Raw genomic sequence first — 15,903 nt, 5'->3', positions numbered from 1 at the left:
ACCTCCGTCGCATCGCACCATGTTTCGGCGCGACCATCGTGCGCGAGAAATGTTTCGGCGATGTTGACGGTGATGGTCGATGGTGAAACCAGTCGACTCGATCGGCAGGTCGAGTTACAAGTGCGCCCCGAGGCCGGGCTCGAATCGGATCGACGGACTGTTGTTCGGTCCATCGAGGGTCACATGGGCACGCACGCGGTACACCCGCTCGATCAACTCCTCGGTGAGTACGTCGGCGGGTGCGCCTGCTGCCACCACCCGGCCTTCTGACAACACCACGAGTTGCGTGCAGAACATCGCCGCCAGGTTCAGATCGTGCAGTGCGATGACGCTCGTGATGGGTAACCGTGCGACCAGCGCCAGCAATTCGAGCTGATGATGGATGTCGAGATGGTTGGTCGGCTCGTCGAGCAGCAGTTCCCGCGGCTCCTGAGCCAGGGCGCGCGCGATCTGCGCGCGCTGCCGTTCTCCGCCGGACAGCTGATGCCACAGGCAATGGGCCTTTCCTGCCAGACCCGTGTGTCGCAGTGCAGAATCCACTGCCGCCGCATCCGCGGCTGCATCTCCGCCGAACGCTCCTCGATGGGGAATGCGTCCGAGCCGGACGACGTCGGCGACGGTGATGTCGAAGTCCGTGTCCGCGTGCTGACTCACCACGGCCACGATCTTCGCGACGTCCTTGCGCCGCATCGCGGACAGCTCTGTTCCGTCGAGAGTCACCACACCCGACGTCGGCCTGACGGCACCGTTCATCAGATGCAGCAGCGAGGACTTGCCGGATCCGTTGGGCCCGAGCAGCCCGACGGTATCGCCCGGGCCGGGCTCGAGGGACACCCCGTCGACGACCAGCGCACCGCCGCGACGCCACGTGACATCGGTTGCCGAGAGTGTCATGACGCCTTCTTCCGTCTGGACAGGATGGCGATGAATGCCGGGACGCCCACCAGTGCGGTGCCCACGCCGACCGGCAGCGGCGTCGGCGCGAACGCGACGCGCGAGACCGCGTCCACCCAGACCATGAAGACCGCTCCGATCAACGCCGTGACCGGAACGAGCCGACCGTGCCTCGAGCCGACGAGGAACCGCGCTGCATGCGGTAACACGAGCCCGAGAAATCCGATCGCCCCTGCCACACTCACCAAGGTGGCCGTGATGAGGGCGGTCACGACCAGAAGTGCGATGCGAGCCTTGCGTACCGGGATGCCCAGCGAGGACGCGACCTCGTTGCCGAACGAGAACGCGTCGAGCACGAATGCGTAGTAGAAGCAGACGGCGGTCCCGACCGCGACGACTGCGGCACACAGAATCACGTCGTCCCACCGAACGCCCTCGAGCGAGCCCAACAGCCAGAACATGACACCACGGGTCTCGTCGGAATCGGCGAACGCGAAGATCACCAACGACGTCAATGCCGAGAACAACTGGGTCGACGCCACTCCGGCCAGAATCACGCGGTCGTTGTTGCCACCGGAGAGTTGAGCGAGCAGCAGCACCAAGCCGAACGCCACCAGGGCCCCGATGAACGCGCCACCGGACAGTCCGAGCGCGGCCCCACCGACTCCGAGGATCCCGACCAGCACCGCTCCCGTCGACGCGCCGGAACTGATGCCGAGCACGAACGGGTCGGCGAGCGGATTGCGGAGCAGCGACTGCATGATGACCCCGCAGATCCCGAGGCCGCTGCCGCATGCAGCTGCCACGAGGCTGCGTGGGAGCCGTTCTTCCCACACGATCGCGTTCTTGGACACCCGGACGGGGATGTCCGCCAGTCCCAGGTGGTTGAGCACGACGTCACGCACGTTGACCAGCGAGATCTGCGCCGGCCCGAGCGTCATCGCTATCGCCACGGAGACGACCAGAAGGAGAAATCCGCCGATCATGACGGCGGGCAGGCCGATCTGCCGTTTCGCCGAGACGCTCGGCTCGGCCGTGGTGGCGCTCAGGACCGAGGCCCGATCTGGTTCAGGCCTGCGGTCAGCTTCTCGACGGCGTCGACCAGCCGAATCGAGGGGTTCATCTCGGCGCCGTGCAGCGAGATGTACCGCTTGTTCTTCACCGCGTCCATGGTGCTGGTGACCGGGTCCGATTCGAGGAACGCAATCTTGTCCTCGAGCTTGTCACCGGGGAAGCGATTGCGGAGTAGGTCTCCGAGCACCAGCACGGACGGATCGCGGTCCACCACTGTTTCCCACCCGACCGCTTCCCAGTCGTCCTGCAGATCGGAGTAGACGTTGGTGGCACCGACCTGATCGGCGAGGAGGGCAGGCGCTCCGGAGCGGCCGGCGAAGTACGGGCTCTTGGTGTCTGCGAACCAGAACGCGATGCTCTCACCGGTCTTGTCGTTGCCCGATGTGGCCGCCTCCAGACGGCCTTGCAGTTCGCTGATCAGGCTCTCACCGCGTTCCTGGACGTCGAACACCTCGGCCGTTTCGCGAATGGTCTGATACAGCGCGTCCATGGTCAACGGGGTCGTCCGGGGATTGCCACCGTTGACGCTCAGGCCGTTGTCACAGTCGGTGGGTGCGAGATACGTCTCGATGTTCGATTCGGCGAAGCGGCTACGGTCTGCGACACCGCCCTGCTTGTAATGGCGGCCGAACGACGCGGTGACGAAATCCGGGTCGGTGTCGAGCACCACCTCGTAGGTCGGCGCGTTGTCCGCCAACCGCGGAACGGTTGCGTTCGCCTCGGCCAGATTCTCGCGGATCGGATCCGTCCACGACGCTGTCCCGACCATCCGGTCCTGCAGACCGAGCGAGAGCAGGATCTCGGTGGAATCCTGATCGAGAGACACCACTCGCTGCGGCGGAGCGTCGACGGTCACCGACTGGCCACAGTTGTCGAGTACGAGCGGGTAGACGGTCTTGCCGTCGCCGCCCGTGGCCGCGGTCTGCGACACTTCCTCGGACTCACCACATGCGGTGATCAGACCTGCAGCAAGAACCAGCGACGAGAGGGCAGCGACGCGCCTCGTACCTTTTTTCACGGGGTGACCGAACTTTCTCGACGTACTGAGCGGGAGGACGAACAAGAGGAGAGGATACCCTGCCCTATCTTGCTCGACGACCGCCGCGCATTTCCGTTGATCCCGTTCGGTGCCTCAGACCATGTCCGCCCAGGGGTCCGCACGCCGCCACAGCGTCGGCAACTGCAGGTCGACCCCATCTCTGCGTGCACAGGCGGTCAATACGTCGAGCGAGGTGCGCATGTCGTCGAAGGCGTAGGGCAGCGGTCGCAACGGCCTGTCGAGGGGCCGGAAGAAGTCGTCCCAATGCGTCAGCACGACGCGCCGAGCCCCCACCGACAACACCGTTTCCCGCCAATACTCGTCGATGTACTCGCGTGTTCGGTGCCCCAGCTGACCGATGGACAGGTACACCACCTCGGCGGAAAGGCCGTCGAGCATGCCCGCTCGGAACCCGGCGCTGCTGTGGACGAGAGCCCGCCTGCCGCTCGGACGGTGTTCGACTGCCATCGACCACGCCTCACCGCACCGGAACGCTCGCACCCGAGCAGGCTGCCGCAGTGGCCGGTCGATCGTCCCGTGAGCTCGGTCCGGATACGAGTGAACCGACTCGACGAACGTGACAGTGAAGTGACCCAGCTCGACTGCGGAACCGTCGGCGACGACGGTGATGCGAGCGTCCGGCAGCTGCGCGCCCCGCCCGATCTGTGCCGTCGAGGAACCACCGACGAGGGCAGCGCCGGTACGCAGTGCCACCGATGCGGAGTCGAGGGCATGATCGAAATGAGAATGCGCGCACACCACCGCGTCGAGCGTCCCGATGCCGGCTCTACGCAACGCACTGTCGATTCTCGGGCCGTCCGAACGTAGCGGCAGCAGCAGGGTTTTCGGCAGGGACGGACGCGAGAAGAAACCGTCGGTCAGGATCGCCGACTCGCCGTCGTCGAACAGCACTGTGCTCACCCCGAGAAACGAGACCGACACCGGGGATCGGGGATTCGCCGATGCTGTGGTGGCGATCTCGGCCGCATCGGGCAGTGGGGGTCTACCGAGCGAACGCGGCACTCTCACGCCTGCGCCGCCAGGGCTCGCCCTGCCTGTCGTCCGCCGAAGATGCATCCACCGAGGAAGGTTCCTTCCAAGGACCGGTAGCCGTGCACACCGCCGCCGCCGAATCCAGCGATCTCACCGGCAGCCCACAGCCCCTCGACGGCATTGCCCATCGAGTCGAGAACGCGCCCGTCGAGATCGGTTTGTATGCCGCCCAACGTCTTTCGGGTGATGATGTTCAACCGCACCGCGATCAGCGGACCCGACTTGGGATCGAGAATCTTGTGAAGTGCAGCGGTCCGCGCGATGCGTTCACCGCGCGAGCGCCGAGAATTGTGGATGGCCGAAATCTGCAGATCCTTGGTGAAAGGATTGTCCACCTCACGGTCTCGCGACTCGATCTGCCGCCTGAGGTCGACCCCGTCGATCAGGTCTTCGCCTGCGATTCGGTTCATGCCCCGGACCAATTCGTCGAGAGAATCGGCGACGACGAAGTCCTCGCCGTTCTTCTTGAATGCCTCCACCGGTTCGCTGGCACCGGGCAATACCCGCCCGAGGACGAGCTTGAGATTCTTGCCGGTGATGTCCGGGTTCTGTTCCGACCCGGACAACGCGAATTCCTTTTCGATGATCTTCTGAGTGAGTACGAACCACGAGTACTCGAATCCGCTGTCCTGGATCGCTTTCAGCGTTCCCAGCGTGTCGAATCCGGGGAAGTTCGGAACCGGAAACCGTTGCCCTCGGGCGTCGAACCACATCGACGACGGGCCCGGAATGATTCTGATGCCGTGGTTCTTCCAGATCGGATTCCAGTTCTTGATGCCTTCGGTGTAGTGCCACATTCGGTCCTTGTTGACCAGGCGGCCGCCGGCCTTCTCGGTGATGCCGAGCATCCGTCCGTCGACGTGTTCGGGCACTCCGGAGATCAACGACTTCGGCGGCGTCCCGAGCCGCGCCGGCCAATTCTCGCGCACCAGATCGTGATTGGCCCCGATTCCTCCTGCCGTCACCAGCACGGCTCCGGCGCGGAGCTCGAACTCACCCACTTCGACGCGGGTACTTCCTGCCCCTCGCTCCGCTGCACTGGCTTCGAGCATCGCACCGCGAACTCCGACCACCACTCCCCCGTCGACGACGAATCCGTCGACGCGATGCCGAAAACCGAAGCGCACCAGCCCTTTGTCGGCAGCCTCACGTACGCGGCGCTCGAACGGCGCGACGACACCCGGCCCGGTGCCCCACGTCAGGTGGAATCGCGGAACCGAATTTCCGTGTCCCTCGGCCAGGTAACCGCCACGCTCGGCCCATCCGACGATGGGTACCCATCGCATTCCCTGAGCGTGGAGCCACGACCGCTTCTCCCCTGCCGCGAAATCGAGGTATGCCCTGGCCCACCGATGACCCCAGTAGTCCTCCCCTGCGGGGTCGTCGATGCCGCGATCGAACGTCGCTGTGCCGAGCCAGTCCTGCCACGCCAGCTCCGCCGAATCCTTGATGCCCATTCGACGCTGTTCGGGCGTGTCGACCATGAACAGTCCGCCGAGGGACCAGAACGCCTGACCACCCAGGTTCTGCTCGGGTTCCTGGTCTAAGAGCAGCACGCGCTTTCCCGCGTCGGCCAGTTCGGCGGTTGCCACGAGTCCGGCCAAGCCGGCCCCCACCACGATCACGTCTGCGTCCATTGCCCCACTCTTCTGCTCGACCCGGGTGTCTCCCTCGACTGTGCTGTCGTCGGCACCCGAACTCAAGGAATCTGCGTCGATTGACGATAGGATTCATCAGTCACTGACAAACAGGGGGAAGAGCTGCGATGCTGTCGGCCCGCGGTGCAGTAGTAGCGAAGATCGAATCCGAGCTCGGCACCGTGGTGGCCACGGCAGTCGACGCCATCCGCGAGGCGATTCCGGTCTACCGCGCCCTGCACGGCCCGCAGTTGGCCGATGTCGAAGCAATTGCCTATTGGTCATTGCGGCGTCTGATGACGCTGTGGGCCGACGGCGATCACGGAATCGACGACGCGGACCACGGCAGGTTTCGGGCGATCGGCGCGGCGCGTGCATCGGACGGTCGTCCTCTGACCGATGTGCTGCGCGCGTACCGGGTTGCATCGAGCGTCTTCGTTCGGCACGTCACGGTCTCTTACCTCGGCGAGCTCGACCCACCGGATATCGCCGATCTCAGCCTCGGTGTGCTCGACGCGATCGACGCCATCTCGGAGGAGATCATCGGTGCCTATGTGGTTGTGCGAGAACAGCTCACATCCAATCGCGCACAGGCGCACGCCGCTCTGCTCGACGACTTGGTGGCCGGACGCCACAGTTCGTCCGGAGTGCTCGCCGATCGCACGCGCGAACTCGATCTCGAGCTTCCCACTCACCCGAACCTTCTGGTGGCACGGCCGACGGAGTCGCATCGAACGCTGTCGGACGACACCGTCGAAGCACTGATCGTCGCGCTGGGACTCGTTCCACCCGACAGCGGCGATCGTTCTCCCCGTCGAGGGCACCTGTGCACCCGGCGCGATCAGAATGCAATACTGCTGTTGCCCAACCGAATCGAACGTTTCGAGGTAGACGCGGCATGCCGGGCACTGATGCTGCGCGGATGTCTGATCCAGAAGTCGGCCATCGGCGCGATCAGCAGTTCGTGGCGGCTGGCAGGTGAGGCACTGGATACCGCACCGCCTCACGCCTTCGAGCTCGATGCTGTTCTGGATGCGGGCGATGCGCAGTTGTTGGCATTGCTGACCGCACGACCGAACGCAGACACAAGTGCAGTGGTGACGGCGGTCCTCGGGCCCTTGATCGAGTCGGCCAATGCGCACATTCTGGAGGGCCTGTCGGCATTCATCGCGACCGGTACGGCCACCGCTGCAGCGGCGCAATTGCATGTGCATCCGCAGACCCTGCGCTATCGACTGCGCCGGGCTCAGGAACTGACCGGCCGGGATCCGCGTTCGGCGTGGCATCGGTTGGCGCTGGACACCGCGATACAACTACGCCAACTCGGTTTACCCGGCTCGGCTGAATTCGGCGTCGCCGGTGGTCATGCGCACACGCGCCCATGACTGATTACTCGAGCCCAGGTCGTCGATCCCAGGATCACCGACAGGCGGGATCTAGCGATTCAGTTGATGTTCCACGACTCGACAGCATCGAGTCGCCGGCCTTCGGAGTCGTACGTGTAAAAGCCTTCACCGTCCCCGAGACCGGTCTTTCCCGCGTCGATACCCTTTTGCAGTATGTCGGCAAATTTGACCTGATCCTCGCCACCGTGTGCGCGCGCGATATGTGCTGCGACGTTGAAGCCGACAGTGTCGTATATCTGGAACGGACCGGCGGGTGCCCCGGTGGCTATGCGCCACACGTTGTCGATGTCCGCCGGATTGGCAACCCCGCCGACGTAGAGGTTGGCTCCCGCTTGCAGCAGCGGGATCAGAAGACTGTTCAGCACGTATCCAGGAATTTCCTTTCGGACCGGAACGGGAACGAGACCGATCTCCGAAGCAAAGCTCAGGACGACATCGAAGTAGACAGGATCTGTTGCAGCAGTTGCCATCACCTCACCGGTGTTGTACCGCCACACGAGATTGGCGAAGTGCAATGCGAGAAACTTTTCCGGCCGCCCGGTGGCCTCGGCGAAACTGCTGGGCAGTAGCGACGACGAGTTGGTCACGAAGACAGTTTTCGGCGGGGCGGACGCGCCGATATCCGACCAGACCTTCTTCTTCAGGTCGAGATCCTCCGGAACTGCTTCGACCACCAGGTCGGCGTCCGAAACAGCCTCCGCGACGCTGGTGGTGGTCGTGATGGATTCGATGGCCTTGTCGAAGCGCGCCTCGTCGAAAGTCTTCAGGTCACGCTTGTAGTATCCGCGCATCCATTCCCAGCGGTCCGGCAGCTTGGCCAGAAGTTCGTCGGAAATGTCGTATCCCACAACGGTTTTTCCGTGGTAGGCAGCCTGCATCATGATCTGTGAACCGAGCACTCCGGTTCCGAATACGGTCACGTTCTCAACATCGGACATAGACGACACACTTCCCTTTATCGAGTCACTGGTTTCCCGCTCCCCCAGTTCTACCGCTGAGCGCGGAGCCACCGTCTCGTGGGGTCCAACAGCGGATCGACTCGACCGACAACAGCGCTGTGCACTCCACAGCATCGACGGCTCACGCATACTCGAACGATGGCTGTCGATCCCCGCGGAAGAGACCTGAAGCGCTACCTCGAAGAAGATCCCGGCGGTCCGGTGGTGATGCTCAACCTGCTTCGGTTCGCCGAGGGTGGTCGCGACTCCTACGCAGAATATGCGAAAGCACTGGACGAGACTTTCCTCTCGCGCTACGGCGCGACGGTGCTGTACGCGGGCGACGGTTCGACCGCACTTGCCGCCGAGGACGGGCAGGCCTGGGATGCAGTACTCCTGGTCCACTACCCGTCACGTAAGGCGTTCAGCGAGATGGTGGCCGATCCCGAATATCAGACGGTGACGGCGTTACGGACCGCCGCGTTGAAGGAGGCGGTTCTGCAGGCCACGATTCCGTGGTCGTGAATTCGACCTTGGGCTTCGCATCGTGTTCGCGCCGCCGGGCCTCACGGCGTTGCGAGCAACTTACTGCGGAACAGATCGAGTACCTGGTCCAGAGCCTGCCGCGTCGGCTGACCAGGCTCGTCGATGAGTCCTTCCGTCACGACGGAGTGCGGCGGTCCGAAGGCTTCCGGGTTGAACGAGGAGTCGGGCAGTTCCACCGACACGAATGCGTCGCCGAGTTGTTCCCTCAGAAACTCGAACCGTGCAGGGGGACACATCTTGTCGCCCTGAAACCGCATACCGAGAACAGTGAGATCTCCCGCAGCACAACGACTTTTCACCTTCGAAAGGTCGCCGGCACTGATGTCGATGGAACGACTGCGCGACTTCGATGCCGCGAACGGTAGTGACGGTTGCGAGAGCACCGGTGCGATCAACCGATCGTCCGCCGCCATGGCGAGAGCGAATCCGCCGGTGAAGCACATTCCGATCGCACCGACGCCCGGGCCGCCGCACCGCTCGTGCTCCTGCGCTGCCAGGGCTCGCAACCACACCACGATGCGCGACGACTTGCCGGTGGCCAGGATGGTGAATTCGCGACTGATGCACGCAGGCACCATGGCACGCGAGAGGGTGGCAACGGTTCCGAGCACTCCAAGAGGCGCGGCCAGAGGATCTTTGCCATCGACGCCGAACAGGTGGGGAACAACCGCGGTGCATCCGATGCCCGCAACCGTCCTGGCGAAGTCAGCGACTTTCGGCGTGATGCCCGGCATTTCGGACATCACGATGACCGCCGGCCCGGTGCCGATTCGATATACGGGGGCTGTGCGCCCGTCTGCGGTGAACTCGGTTCGTTCGAAGTCGGCCAACGTGTCATCGGTCATGGAAGTACGTCCTTCTCGGGAGAGTCGAAGTCGTTCTACCGCGAGTACTCGCGCAGCAGGAGGTAGAGCGGTGCGGCGAAACAGATTCCCACCGAACCGGTACCGACGGGCACCAGCCACCAATGCTTGACGCCGTTGTCCTTCGAATCCCAACGTGACCAGAGCCCGAATGCAACGCTGGTGATACCGAGATCGGCCGTCAATGCACGATTCGGCGTCGACGCGACCCACTCGGCGAAGAAGGCACCTGCACTGTCTCGACTGACGCCGTGCTCCTTGAAGTACGTGACGACGAAGGTGTTGGGGACGACGAAGCCGATGACGGTCAGCAGCAGCAGGAGGCGTCGACGAGTGGCGTCTGCGGTTCTCATGACCTCAACGTAGAGCACCGCGCAACACCACCGGCGTGTCGCTCGATTCGACCGAGTCGGCCGGTCCGAGTCAGACGTCCTCGAGCCGGATGCCTTTGGTCTCCTTCATGTAGAAGCAAGCGACTCCGGTCAGGGCAGCGAGGAACATGATGTACACGCCGAACACCCAACCCAGGTCCAACCCGAGGAACAGCTGGTTGAGATACGGTGCCGTTCCGCCGAACACCGCAACCGAGAACGAGTAGGCGAATCCGATTGCCTGCGTTCGGAGTCGGGTGGGAAAGCTCTCCGACAGTGTCGACGACAGAATCGAGGCCGGGACGGCAATCACGAGCAACGCCACCGTCGACGGGAGTAGCAGTGTCCACCACTGCGTCGAGATCAGCATCGTCAGCGGGATCTGCAGCACGAACATCAACACTGCGAATGCCGCCAGCATCGGCCGTCGGCCGATCGAATCCGAAAGACGACCGAAGAACGGTAGCGACACCAGCGCTATCAACTGCGCGATGACGAGCATCCAGTAGGCGGTGTCCGGGTTCATCCCGCGCTGCGTGATGGCGAACGTCGAGACGTAGGACGTCCAGGTGTAGTGCGCCGCCGTGATTCCCGACGTCATTCCGATCATCAACACGATCGCTTTCACGACGGTCTTACGCGCGATCGGTTCTTGTTCGACCTTGTTCTGCTCCGAGTCGAACACCTCGCTCTCGTCCATGTTCTTGCGCAGATAGAGAGCGAACAGCGCGAGGAGTGCCCCGAGGAGGAAGGGAATGCGCCAACCCCATTGCCCGACAGCGGAGTCCGACAGTGTGGAGGTGATGACGCCACCCACGGTGTACGCCAGAGCCGATCCACCGAAGATGGCGACGAACGCGACGCTGCCCCACATGCCACGTCGGTTCGGTGGTGCGATCTCACCGACGTAGGAGTACGCCGTCGCCGACTCGCCGCCGTGCGCGAAACCCTGCATGACGCGTGCGAGCAGCAGCAGTACCGAGGCCCAGGCCCCGATCGCACCGTAGGTGGGCATGATGCCGATCAGCAAGCTGCCGGTTGCCATCATGAGCATCGTGGTGACGAGGACGAACTTACGGCCCTTCTTGTCCGCGATCCGTCCGAACACGATGCCGCCGAGAGGCCGCATCAGGAATCCGACGGCGAACACCGCCAGCGTGGACAGCAATGCCGAGACAGGATCGGCCTGGCTGAACATGGCCGCCGCGATGAACGGCGCGAACACTGCATAGGCACTCCACTCGTACCATTCGAGTACGTTGCCGATCGTGCTGGCGAACAACGATTTCTTCCGCGAGGAGATGTCCGGTGCCGAGCGGGTGTCGCGCGATGATCCGACAGTCATGGAGTGCCACTTTCGATCGAATAGTCGTTCACAGGAACAGGTTTGAGTGCTGCACGTCGAATCTTCCCGGTCTGCGTCTTGGGAAGTTCGTCGATGATGTGGATAAATTTCGGACGCTTGTACGCGGCCAGTCGTTCACGCGCGAAGGCCATCAGTTCATCCGGCGTCGTGGTGGTGTCACGCCGGAGTGACACGTACGCCACCACCGATTCCCCTTGATAGTCATCCGGCCTGCCCACCACAGCGGCCTCGAACACCGCTGAATGTTCGTAGAGTGCATCTTCGACCTCTCGGGGCCACACTTTGTATCCCGACACGTTGATCTGGTCCTTGAGCCGGTCGACGAGATACACCCAGCCGTGTTCGTCGATGATTGCCACATCTCCCGTGCGCAGACGTCCCTCTGGCATCGTCGACTCGGACGCGTCGGGATTGCGCCAGTAGCCCGAAACCACCTGCGGACCCGAGATCTCCAGTTCCCCTGCAAGTCCCGGGGGTGTCGGCCGGCCCGAAGGATCGAGCGTTCGTAACGTCACGCGCGGAAGAGGCAACCCGACGGACAGTGAACCGCTGGCCGCGTCCACCGGCGCGCGCACGCCGGGTGGCACGGCAATGACTCCCGCCGTAGTTTCGGTCATCCCGTATGCGTTGTGGATGTAGCAACCGAATTGGGACTCGAACGCGGCAACGGTGGCGGGCGGAATCGGTGCGCCTCCGGAATACAACGCCTTCACCGACTCGAAGTGGGCCCTCGTCGCACCCTCGGTTGCGGAGATCGCGTTGAACACCGTGATCGAACCGATGGTGTAGGTGACACGATGCTCGACGAAAGCGTCGAGAGTGACTGCCGCGTCGAAACGATGCGCGAACACGAGCATGCAGTCGCGGATCAGGGCCACCGCCGCGTCGAGCATCGCGCCGGTGATGTGAAACAGCGGTGCGACGGCAAACACGACGTCGCCGTCGTCGAGACCGGCCCGTTCCCCGAAATCGAGGGCAGTCGCGAAGGCGTTCGCGTGCGAGATCTGCGCGCCTTTCGGCGGACCCGTGGTTCCTGACGTGTAGGCCAGTAGCGCGAGATCGTCCGGCTTGGGATCGAACCCGGGGAAAGATCGACCGCGGTAGCGGTCGATCAGACCCATCAGATCGTCGTCGGGCCGTGGTGTCACGCGTGACGTCGACGCAAAGACTCGTGGGTCGTCGCGTGTCTGCAGGTCCAGTCCGCTGGTGCTCACGAGCAGTCGAATCGAACTGCCGCGCAACGTCGCCCCCACAGAATCGAGATCGTGTTCGTCGCAGACGAGCGCGACAGGTTCTGCATCGTCGATCAAGGTGCGAAGTTCACGGTTGCGGTACATCGGGTTGAGGATCAACGCGACCGCCCCGATCTTCCACAGCGCGAGGAACGTCAAGGCGTACTGCGGAATGTTCTGCAGATAGATGCCGACGCGATCGCCCTGTGACACTCCTCGATCGAACAGTGCGGCGGCAAGTGCATCGGACGCCTCGTCCACCTCGCGCACCGTGAGCACCGCGTCGAAGTACGCCAGCGCCGGCCGGTCCGGGGTGTCGGCGACCCGGTTACGCCAGGCGTCGAGAACAGTTGCAGGCCCGGTCGCGCTGTCGAGGGTCATGAACGGCCCTTCCGCTCGAGCAGACTTTCGGCCCACGTGGACCGACCGAACACTCGTTCGGTCTGCTTTCTCGATAGTGTTGCGGATCACAACTTTGGTGTCAACCCGGTGCGTAACCCCCAGCCCTGCTCGCGCTGCCCTCTACGGTGATCGCATGACCTCCATCGACGACTGGCGAACGTACGACGGCGCGGCACTGTCCCCAGCGCTGGCGTCGGCCCTGCAGATCTTCGTCGAGCAGGGTTACCACGGCACGTCGGTGCGGCAGATCGCCGCGGGTGCCGGCTTGTCGGTTCCTGGCCTGTACCACCACTTTCCGTCGAAGCAGGCCCTCCTGGTCGGCATCATGAATGCGTCGATGGACGAACTGCTGGACCGAACTCGGTCGGCCATGGGCGGGGCGGGTTCGTCGCCGAAGGAACGATTCGACGCGGTCGTGGAGTCCTTGCTGCTGTTCCACATCCATCGCCGCGATGCCGCGTTCGTGTGCTCCACCGAGATTCGCAGTCTCGAGCCGGCAAACCGCGCCGCCTACATCGCCAAGCGCGACGAAGAGCAGCGGTTGCTCGACGCGATCGTCACAGAAGGAGTCGAGTCCGGGGTCTTCGACACCCCGCACCCGGCAGATGCCGGCCGGGCCGTCACCACGATGTGTATCGGAGTGGCCACCTGGTATCGACCCGACGGTCCGCTGACGCCGGCCGAACTGGTCGAGGTGTACCTCGATATCGCACGCCGAACGGTCGGTGCTGCTACCGGCCGGGGCACTGCGCACGGGACGTGAGTTCCTTGACCGGAACCGGCGTATATGTCAGTCTTCAATCAACCGAGCGAGTGTTCGGTCGGTATCGACCAGGGAGTGCAGAATGGCCATCGACCTCACCTTCGACGCAGACGTCGAGAAGCTGATCGACCGAACGCGTACGTTCACCCGGGAGTACGTACTTCCGATCGAGGATCGATTTCTGGGCAATATCGCCGATGCAGGCGGCGACGTCCTTCGGGTCGAGATGCAGTCCGCAGCCAAGGATGCGGGCGTGTTCGCACCGCATGCACCCGTCGAATACGGCGGGCACGGTCTGTCGATGAGCGACCGCGCACCGGTGTTCGAGGAAGCGGGCTACTCCCTGTTCGGCCCCATCGCACTCAATCTCGGCGCGCCCGACGAGGGCAACGTCCACATGCTGGCGCACATCGCATCACCGGCACAGAAGGATCAGTTCCTTGCCCCTCTTGCCCGCGGCGACCAACGATCGGCATTCGCGATGACCGAGCCGGCACCGGGTGCCGGCTCCGATCCCTCGGCCCTCACCACCGCGGCCGAACGAACCGACGGTGGATGGAAGATCAACGGGCACAAGTGGTTCATCACCGGAGCCGACGGCGCTGGATTCTTCATCATCATGGCCCGTACATCCGGAAAGCCGGGTGACCGAGGCGGAGCCACGATGTTCCTGGCCCCGGCCGACACACCGGGCATCACGGTCGGCCGTCATATCGGCACTCTGGACAAAGCCATGATCGGCGGGCACTGCGAGGTGTTCTTCGAGAACGTCTTCGTGCCCGACGAGAACGTTCTCGGAGCCGTCGACGAGGGCTTCGCCTACGCCCAGGTGCGATTGGGGCCCGCCCGCATGACCCACGTGATGCGGTGGCTCGGAGCCTCGAGACGGGCGCACGACATCGCTGTCGCCCAGGTGGCTCAGCGCGAAGGGTTCGGCGGCAAGCTCGGCGATCTCGGCATGATCCAGAAGATGGTCGCCGACAACGAGATCGACATCGCCGCATCCCGTGCCCTGTTGGTCAAGGCCTGCTTCGAGCTGGATCGCGGCGGCCACGCGAGCAACGAAACCTCCATCGCCAAGACGTTCGCCGCCGAGGCAATATTTCGTATCGTGGATCGCAGCATTCAGATGTGCGGTGGGCTCGGGGTATCGGACGACCTGCCACTGGCACGGCTTTCGCGCGAAGTACGTCCGTTCCGGGTCTACGACGGCCCGTCCGAAGTGCATCGCTGGGCCATCGCCAAACGAGCGGTCGGGGCCGCGAAGCGCGCCGCACAGGAGCAGTCATGAGCGACCTACCGGGCATGAATCGCGTTGCTCTGGAACGATTCCTGCGTGCCGAGGGCATCGATGTCGACGGTGAGCTGACGGTCGAGATGATCAGCGGCGGTCGCTCCAACCTGACGTACAAGGTGTACGACGACACCTCGACGTGGGTGGTTCGTCGGCCCCCGACCAGTGGCCTGACCCCGTCGGCGCACGACATGGCCAGGGAGTGGGCAGTGACCGACGCGCTCGCGTCCACCGCGGTGCCGGTGGCCGAGACCGTGGCCTTCGACCGAGACGGTGCCGTACTCGGTGCTCCGATGACGGTGGTCCGTTTCGTTCCCGGGCGCGTCGTGCGAACACGCGAGGATCTGCGCGATCTGACCGACGAGCAGGTCGCAGACAACGCCGCCGAATTGGTGCGGGTGCTCGCCGAGCTGCATGCCGTCGATCCTGCGGCCGTGGGTCTCGAAAAGTTCGGTCGCCCGGACGGTTTCGTTGCTCGCCAGGTCGCCACGTGGGCGCGTCAGTGGCAAACGGTGAAGACACGGGAGCTACCCGACGTCGACCGACTTCACCGCGCCCTCGAAGCTGCGGTGCCCACCACATCGACGGCGTCCATCGTGCACGGCGATTTCCGAGTCGACAATACGATCCTCGATTCCGAGGACGTCAGTTCTGTTGCGGCCGTGGTGGACTGGGAGATGTCCACACTCGGCGATCCGTTGACCGATGTCGCGCTGATGTGCGTGTACCGGCAACCCGTGTTCGATGCGGTTCTCGGTGCCGACGCAGCCTGGACGAGCGACCGCTACCCCTCGGCGGCGGATCTGGTGCAGCAGTACGCTGTTCGATCGGGCCGCGAGGTGGACAACTGGGGCTTCTATGTGGCGTTGGCCAACTTCAAGCTCGGTGTGATCGGTGAGGGCATCACCCATCGGGCACTGTCGGGCTCCGATACCGGTGCCGGAGCACGCAAGGCCGCCGAAGCAACTGGAGAATTCATCGCGGCCGGCCTCCGAGCACTGTCGGAGGCCTGACCGCAATACTGT

Annotated in this window: 15 protein-coding genes; 5 read left to right on the top strand and 10 right to left on the bottom strand. The window is 63.9% G+C overall.

The features are described 5' to 3' along the window. Positions 1-114 precede the first annotated feature (114 nt). The 5 genes from QM588_RS24080 to QM588_RS24060 form a co-directional block, all read right to left on the bottom strand. Positions 115-894 carry an ABC transporter ATP-binding protein gene (locus tag QM588_RS24080; protein ID WP_283317111.1) on the bottom strand — a complete coding sequence of 260 codons (780 nt, stop codon included), beginning with the start codon at positions 892-894 and terminating at the stop codon, positions 115-117. Beyond that, complete coding sequence (locus tag QM588_RS24075; protein ID WP_027496183.1) at positions 891-1,880, bottom strand: FecCD family ABC transporter permease; 990 nt, start codon at positions 1,878-1,880, stop codon at positions 891-893. The genes QM588_RS24080 and QM588_RS24075 overlap by 4 nt, the downstream gene beginning before the upstream one ends. A 59-nt stretch (positions 1,881-1,939) precedes the next feature. Next, on the bottom strand, positions 1,940-2,986 hold the full coding sequence (locus QM588_RS24070; RefSeq protein WP_283317110.1) for an ABC transporter substrate-binding protein: 1,047 nt from the start codon (positions 2,984-2,986) through the stop codon (positions 1,940-1,942). Between the two features lie 114 nt (positions 2,987-3,100). Continuing rightward, a complete protein-coding gene (locus QM588_RS24065; RefSeq protein ID WP_283317108.1) occupies positions 3,101-4,030 on the bottom strand; it encodes an MBL fold metallo-hydrolase in 930 nt (309 codons plus the stop codon). A 2-nt stretch (positions 4,031-4,032) separates the two neighbouring features. Next, entirely contained in the window at positions 4,033-5,697 is a 1,665-nt protein-coding gene (locus QM588_RS24060) for an FAD-binding dehydrogenase (RefSeq protein ID WP_283317106.1), read from the bottom strand. A gap of 128 nt (positions 5,698-5,825) precedes the next feature. Between QM588_RS24060 and QM588_RS24055 the strand changes: the two genes are divergently transcribed. Beyond that, complete coding sequence (locus QM588_RS24055; RefSeq protein WP_283317105.1) at positions 5,826-7,082, top strand: PucR family transcriptional regulator; 1,257 nt, start codon at positions 5,826-5,828, stop codon at positions 7,080-7,082. Positions 7,083-7,141: 59 nt separating this feature from the next. Here QM588_RS24055 and QM588_RS24050 read toward each other — a convergent pair whose 3' ends face one another. After that, complete coding sequence (locus QM588_RS24050; protein ID WP_283317104.1) at positions 7,142-8,041, bottom strand: 3-hydroxyacyl-CoA dehydrogenase; 900 nt, start codon at positions 8,039-8,041, stop codon at positions 7,142-7,144. A gap of 159 nt (positions 8,042-8,200) precedes the next feature. On the opposite strand from QM588_RS24050, the gene QM588_RS24045 reads away from it, so the two are divergent. Further along, positions 8,201-8,566 (top strand): DUF1330 domain-containing protein, encoded by a 366-nt coding sequence (locus QM588_RS24045; protein ID WP_283317102.1) that lies wholly within the window; start codon positions 8,201-8,203, stop codon positions 8,564-8,566. 41 nt (positions 8,567-8,607) lie between these two features. Here QM588_RS24045 and QM588_RS24040 read toward each other — a convergent pair whose 3' ends face one another. The 4 genes from QM588_RS24040 to QM588_RS24025 form a co-directional block, all read right to left on the bottom strand. Then, complete coding sequence (locus tag QM588_RS24040; protein ID WP_283317101.1) at positions 8,608-9,432, bottom strand: dienelactone hydrolase family protein; 825 nt, start codon at positions 9,430-9,432, stop codon at positions 8,608-8,610. 35 nt (positions 9,433-9,467) lie between these two features. Further along, a complete protein-coding gene (locus QM588_RS24035) occupies positions 9,468-9,803 on the bottom strand; it encodes a DUF2834 domain-containing protein (RefSeq protein ID WP_283317099.1) in 336 nt (111 codons plus the stop codon). Between the two features lie 70 nt (positions 9,804-9,873). After that, complete coding sequence (locus QM588_RS24030; protein WP_283317098.1) at positions 9,874-11,166, bottom strand: MFS transporter; 1,293 nt, start codon at positions 11,164-11,166, stop codon at positions 9,874-9,876. After that, positions 11,163-12,800, bottom strand: a complete 1,638-nt coding sequence (locus tag QM588_RS24025) for a class I adenylate-forming enzyme family protein (RefSeq protein WP_283317097.1) — start codon at positions 12,798-12,800, stop codon at positions 11,163-11,165. The genes QM588_RS24030 and QM588_RS24025 overlap by 4 nt, the downstream gene beginning before the upstream one ends. Positions 12,801-12,954: 154 nt before the next feature. Here QM588_RS24025 and QM588_RS24020 point away from each other — a divergent pair, with 154 nt between their 5' ends. The 3 genes from QM588_RS24020 to QM588_RS24010 all read left to right on the top strand — a co-directional run bounded on the left by QM588_RS24020 (position 12,955) and on the right by QM588_RS24010 (position 15,891). Continuing rightward, positions 12,955-13,584 (top strand): TetR/AcrR family transcriptional regulator, encoded by a 630-nt coding sequence (locus QM588_RS24020; RefSeq protein WP_283317096.1) that lies wholly within the window; start codon positions 12,955-12,957, stop codon positions 13,582-13,584. An 82-nt stretch (positions 13,585-13,666) separates the two neighbouring features. Next, positions 13,667-14,875, top strand: a complete 1,209-nt coding sequence (locus QM588_RS24015) for an acyl-CoA dehydrogenase family protein (protein WP_283317094.1) — start codon at positions 13,667-13,669, stop codon at positions 14,873-14,875. After that, entirely contained in the window at positions 14,872-15,891 is a 1,020-nt protein-coding gene (locus QM588_RS24010) for a phosphotransferase family protein (protein ID WP_283317093.1), read from the top strand. The genes QM588_RS24015 and QM588_RS24010 overlap by 4 nt, the downstream gene beginning before the upstream one ends. Positions 15,892-15,903: the final 12 nt, after the last annotated feature.

Source organism: Rhodococcus sp. IEGM 1354 (assembly GCF_030056855.1).
Classification (GTDB): domain Bacteria; phylum Actinomycetota; class Actinomycetes; order Mycobacteriales; family Mycobacteriaceae; genus Rhodococcoides.
The sequence above is the reverse complement of the archived record's forward strand: the minus strand, read 5'-3'. Positions and strand labels throughout refer to the sequence as shown.

Coding starts and splice junctions, on each gene's coding strand:
- QM588_RS24040 (WP_283317101.1), bottom strand. CDS start 9,432: ATGACCGATGACACGTTGGCCGACTTCGAACGAACCGAGTTCACCGCA.
- QM588_RS24060 (WP_283317106.1), bottom strand. CDS start 5,697: ATGGACGCAGACGTGATCGTGGTGGGGGCCGGCTTGGCCGGACTCGTG.
- QM588_RS24020 (WP_283317096.1), top strand. CDS start 12,955: ATGACCTCCATCGACGACTGGCGAACGTACGACGGCGCGGCACTGTCC.
- QM588_RS24025 (WP_283317097.1), bottom strand. CDS start 12,800: ATGACCCTCGACAGCGCGACCGGGCCTGCAACTGTTCTCGACGCCTGG.
- QM588_RS24080 (WP_283317111.1), bottom strand. CDS start 894: ATGACACTCTCGGCAACCGATGTCACGTGGCGTCGCGGCGGTGCGCTG.
- QM588_RS24015 (WP_283317094.1), top strand. CDS start 13,667: ATGGCCATCGACCTCACCTTCGACGCAGACGTCGAGAAGCTGATCGAC.
- QM588_RS24075 (WP_027496183.1), bottom strand. CDS start 1,880: ATGATCGGCGGATTTCTCCTTCTGGTCGTCTCCGTGGCGATAGCGATG.
- QM588_RS24050 (WP_283317104.1), bottom strand. CDS start 8,041: ATGTCCGATGTTGAGAACGTGACCGTATTCGGAACCGGAGTGCTCGGT.
- QM588_RS24010 (WP_283317093.1), top strand. CDS start 14,872: ATGAGCGACCTACCGGGCATGAATCGCGTTGCTCTGGAACGATTCCTG.
- QM588_RS24035 (WP_283317099.1), bottom strand. CDS start 9,803: ATGAGAACCGCAGACGCCACTCGTCGACGCCTCCTGCTGCTGCTGACC.
- QM588_RS24055 (WP_283317105.1), top strand. CDS start 5,826: ATGCTGTCGGCCCGCGGTGCAGTAGTAGCGAAGATCGAATCCGAGCTC.
- QM588_RS24045 (WP_283317102.1), top strand. CDS start 8,201: ATGGCTGTCGATCCCCGCGGAAGAGACCTGAAGCGCTACCTCGAAGAA.
- QM588_RS24030 (WP_283317098.1), bottom strand. CDS start 11,166: ATGACTGTCGGATCATCGCGCGACACCCGCTCGGCACCGGACATCTCC.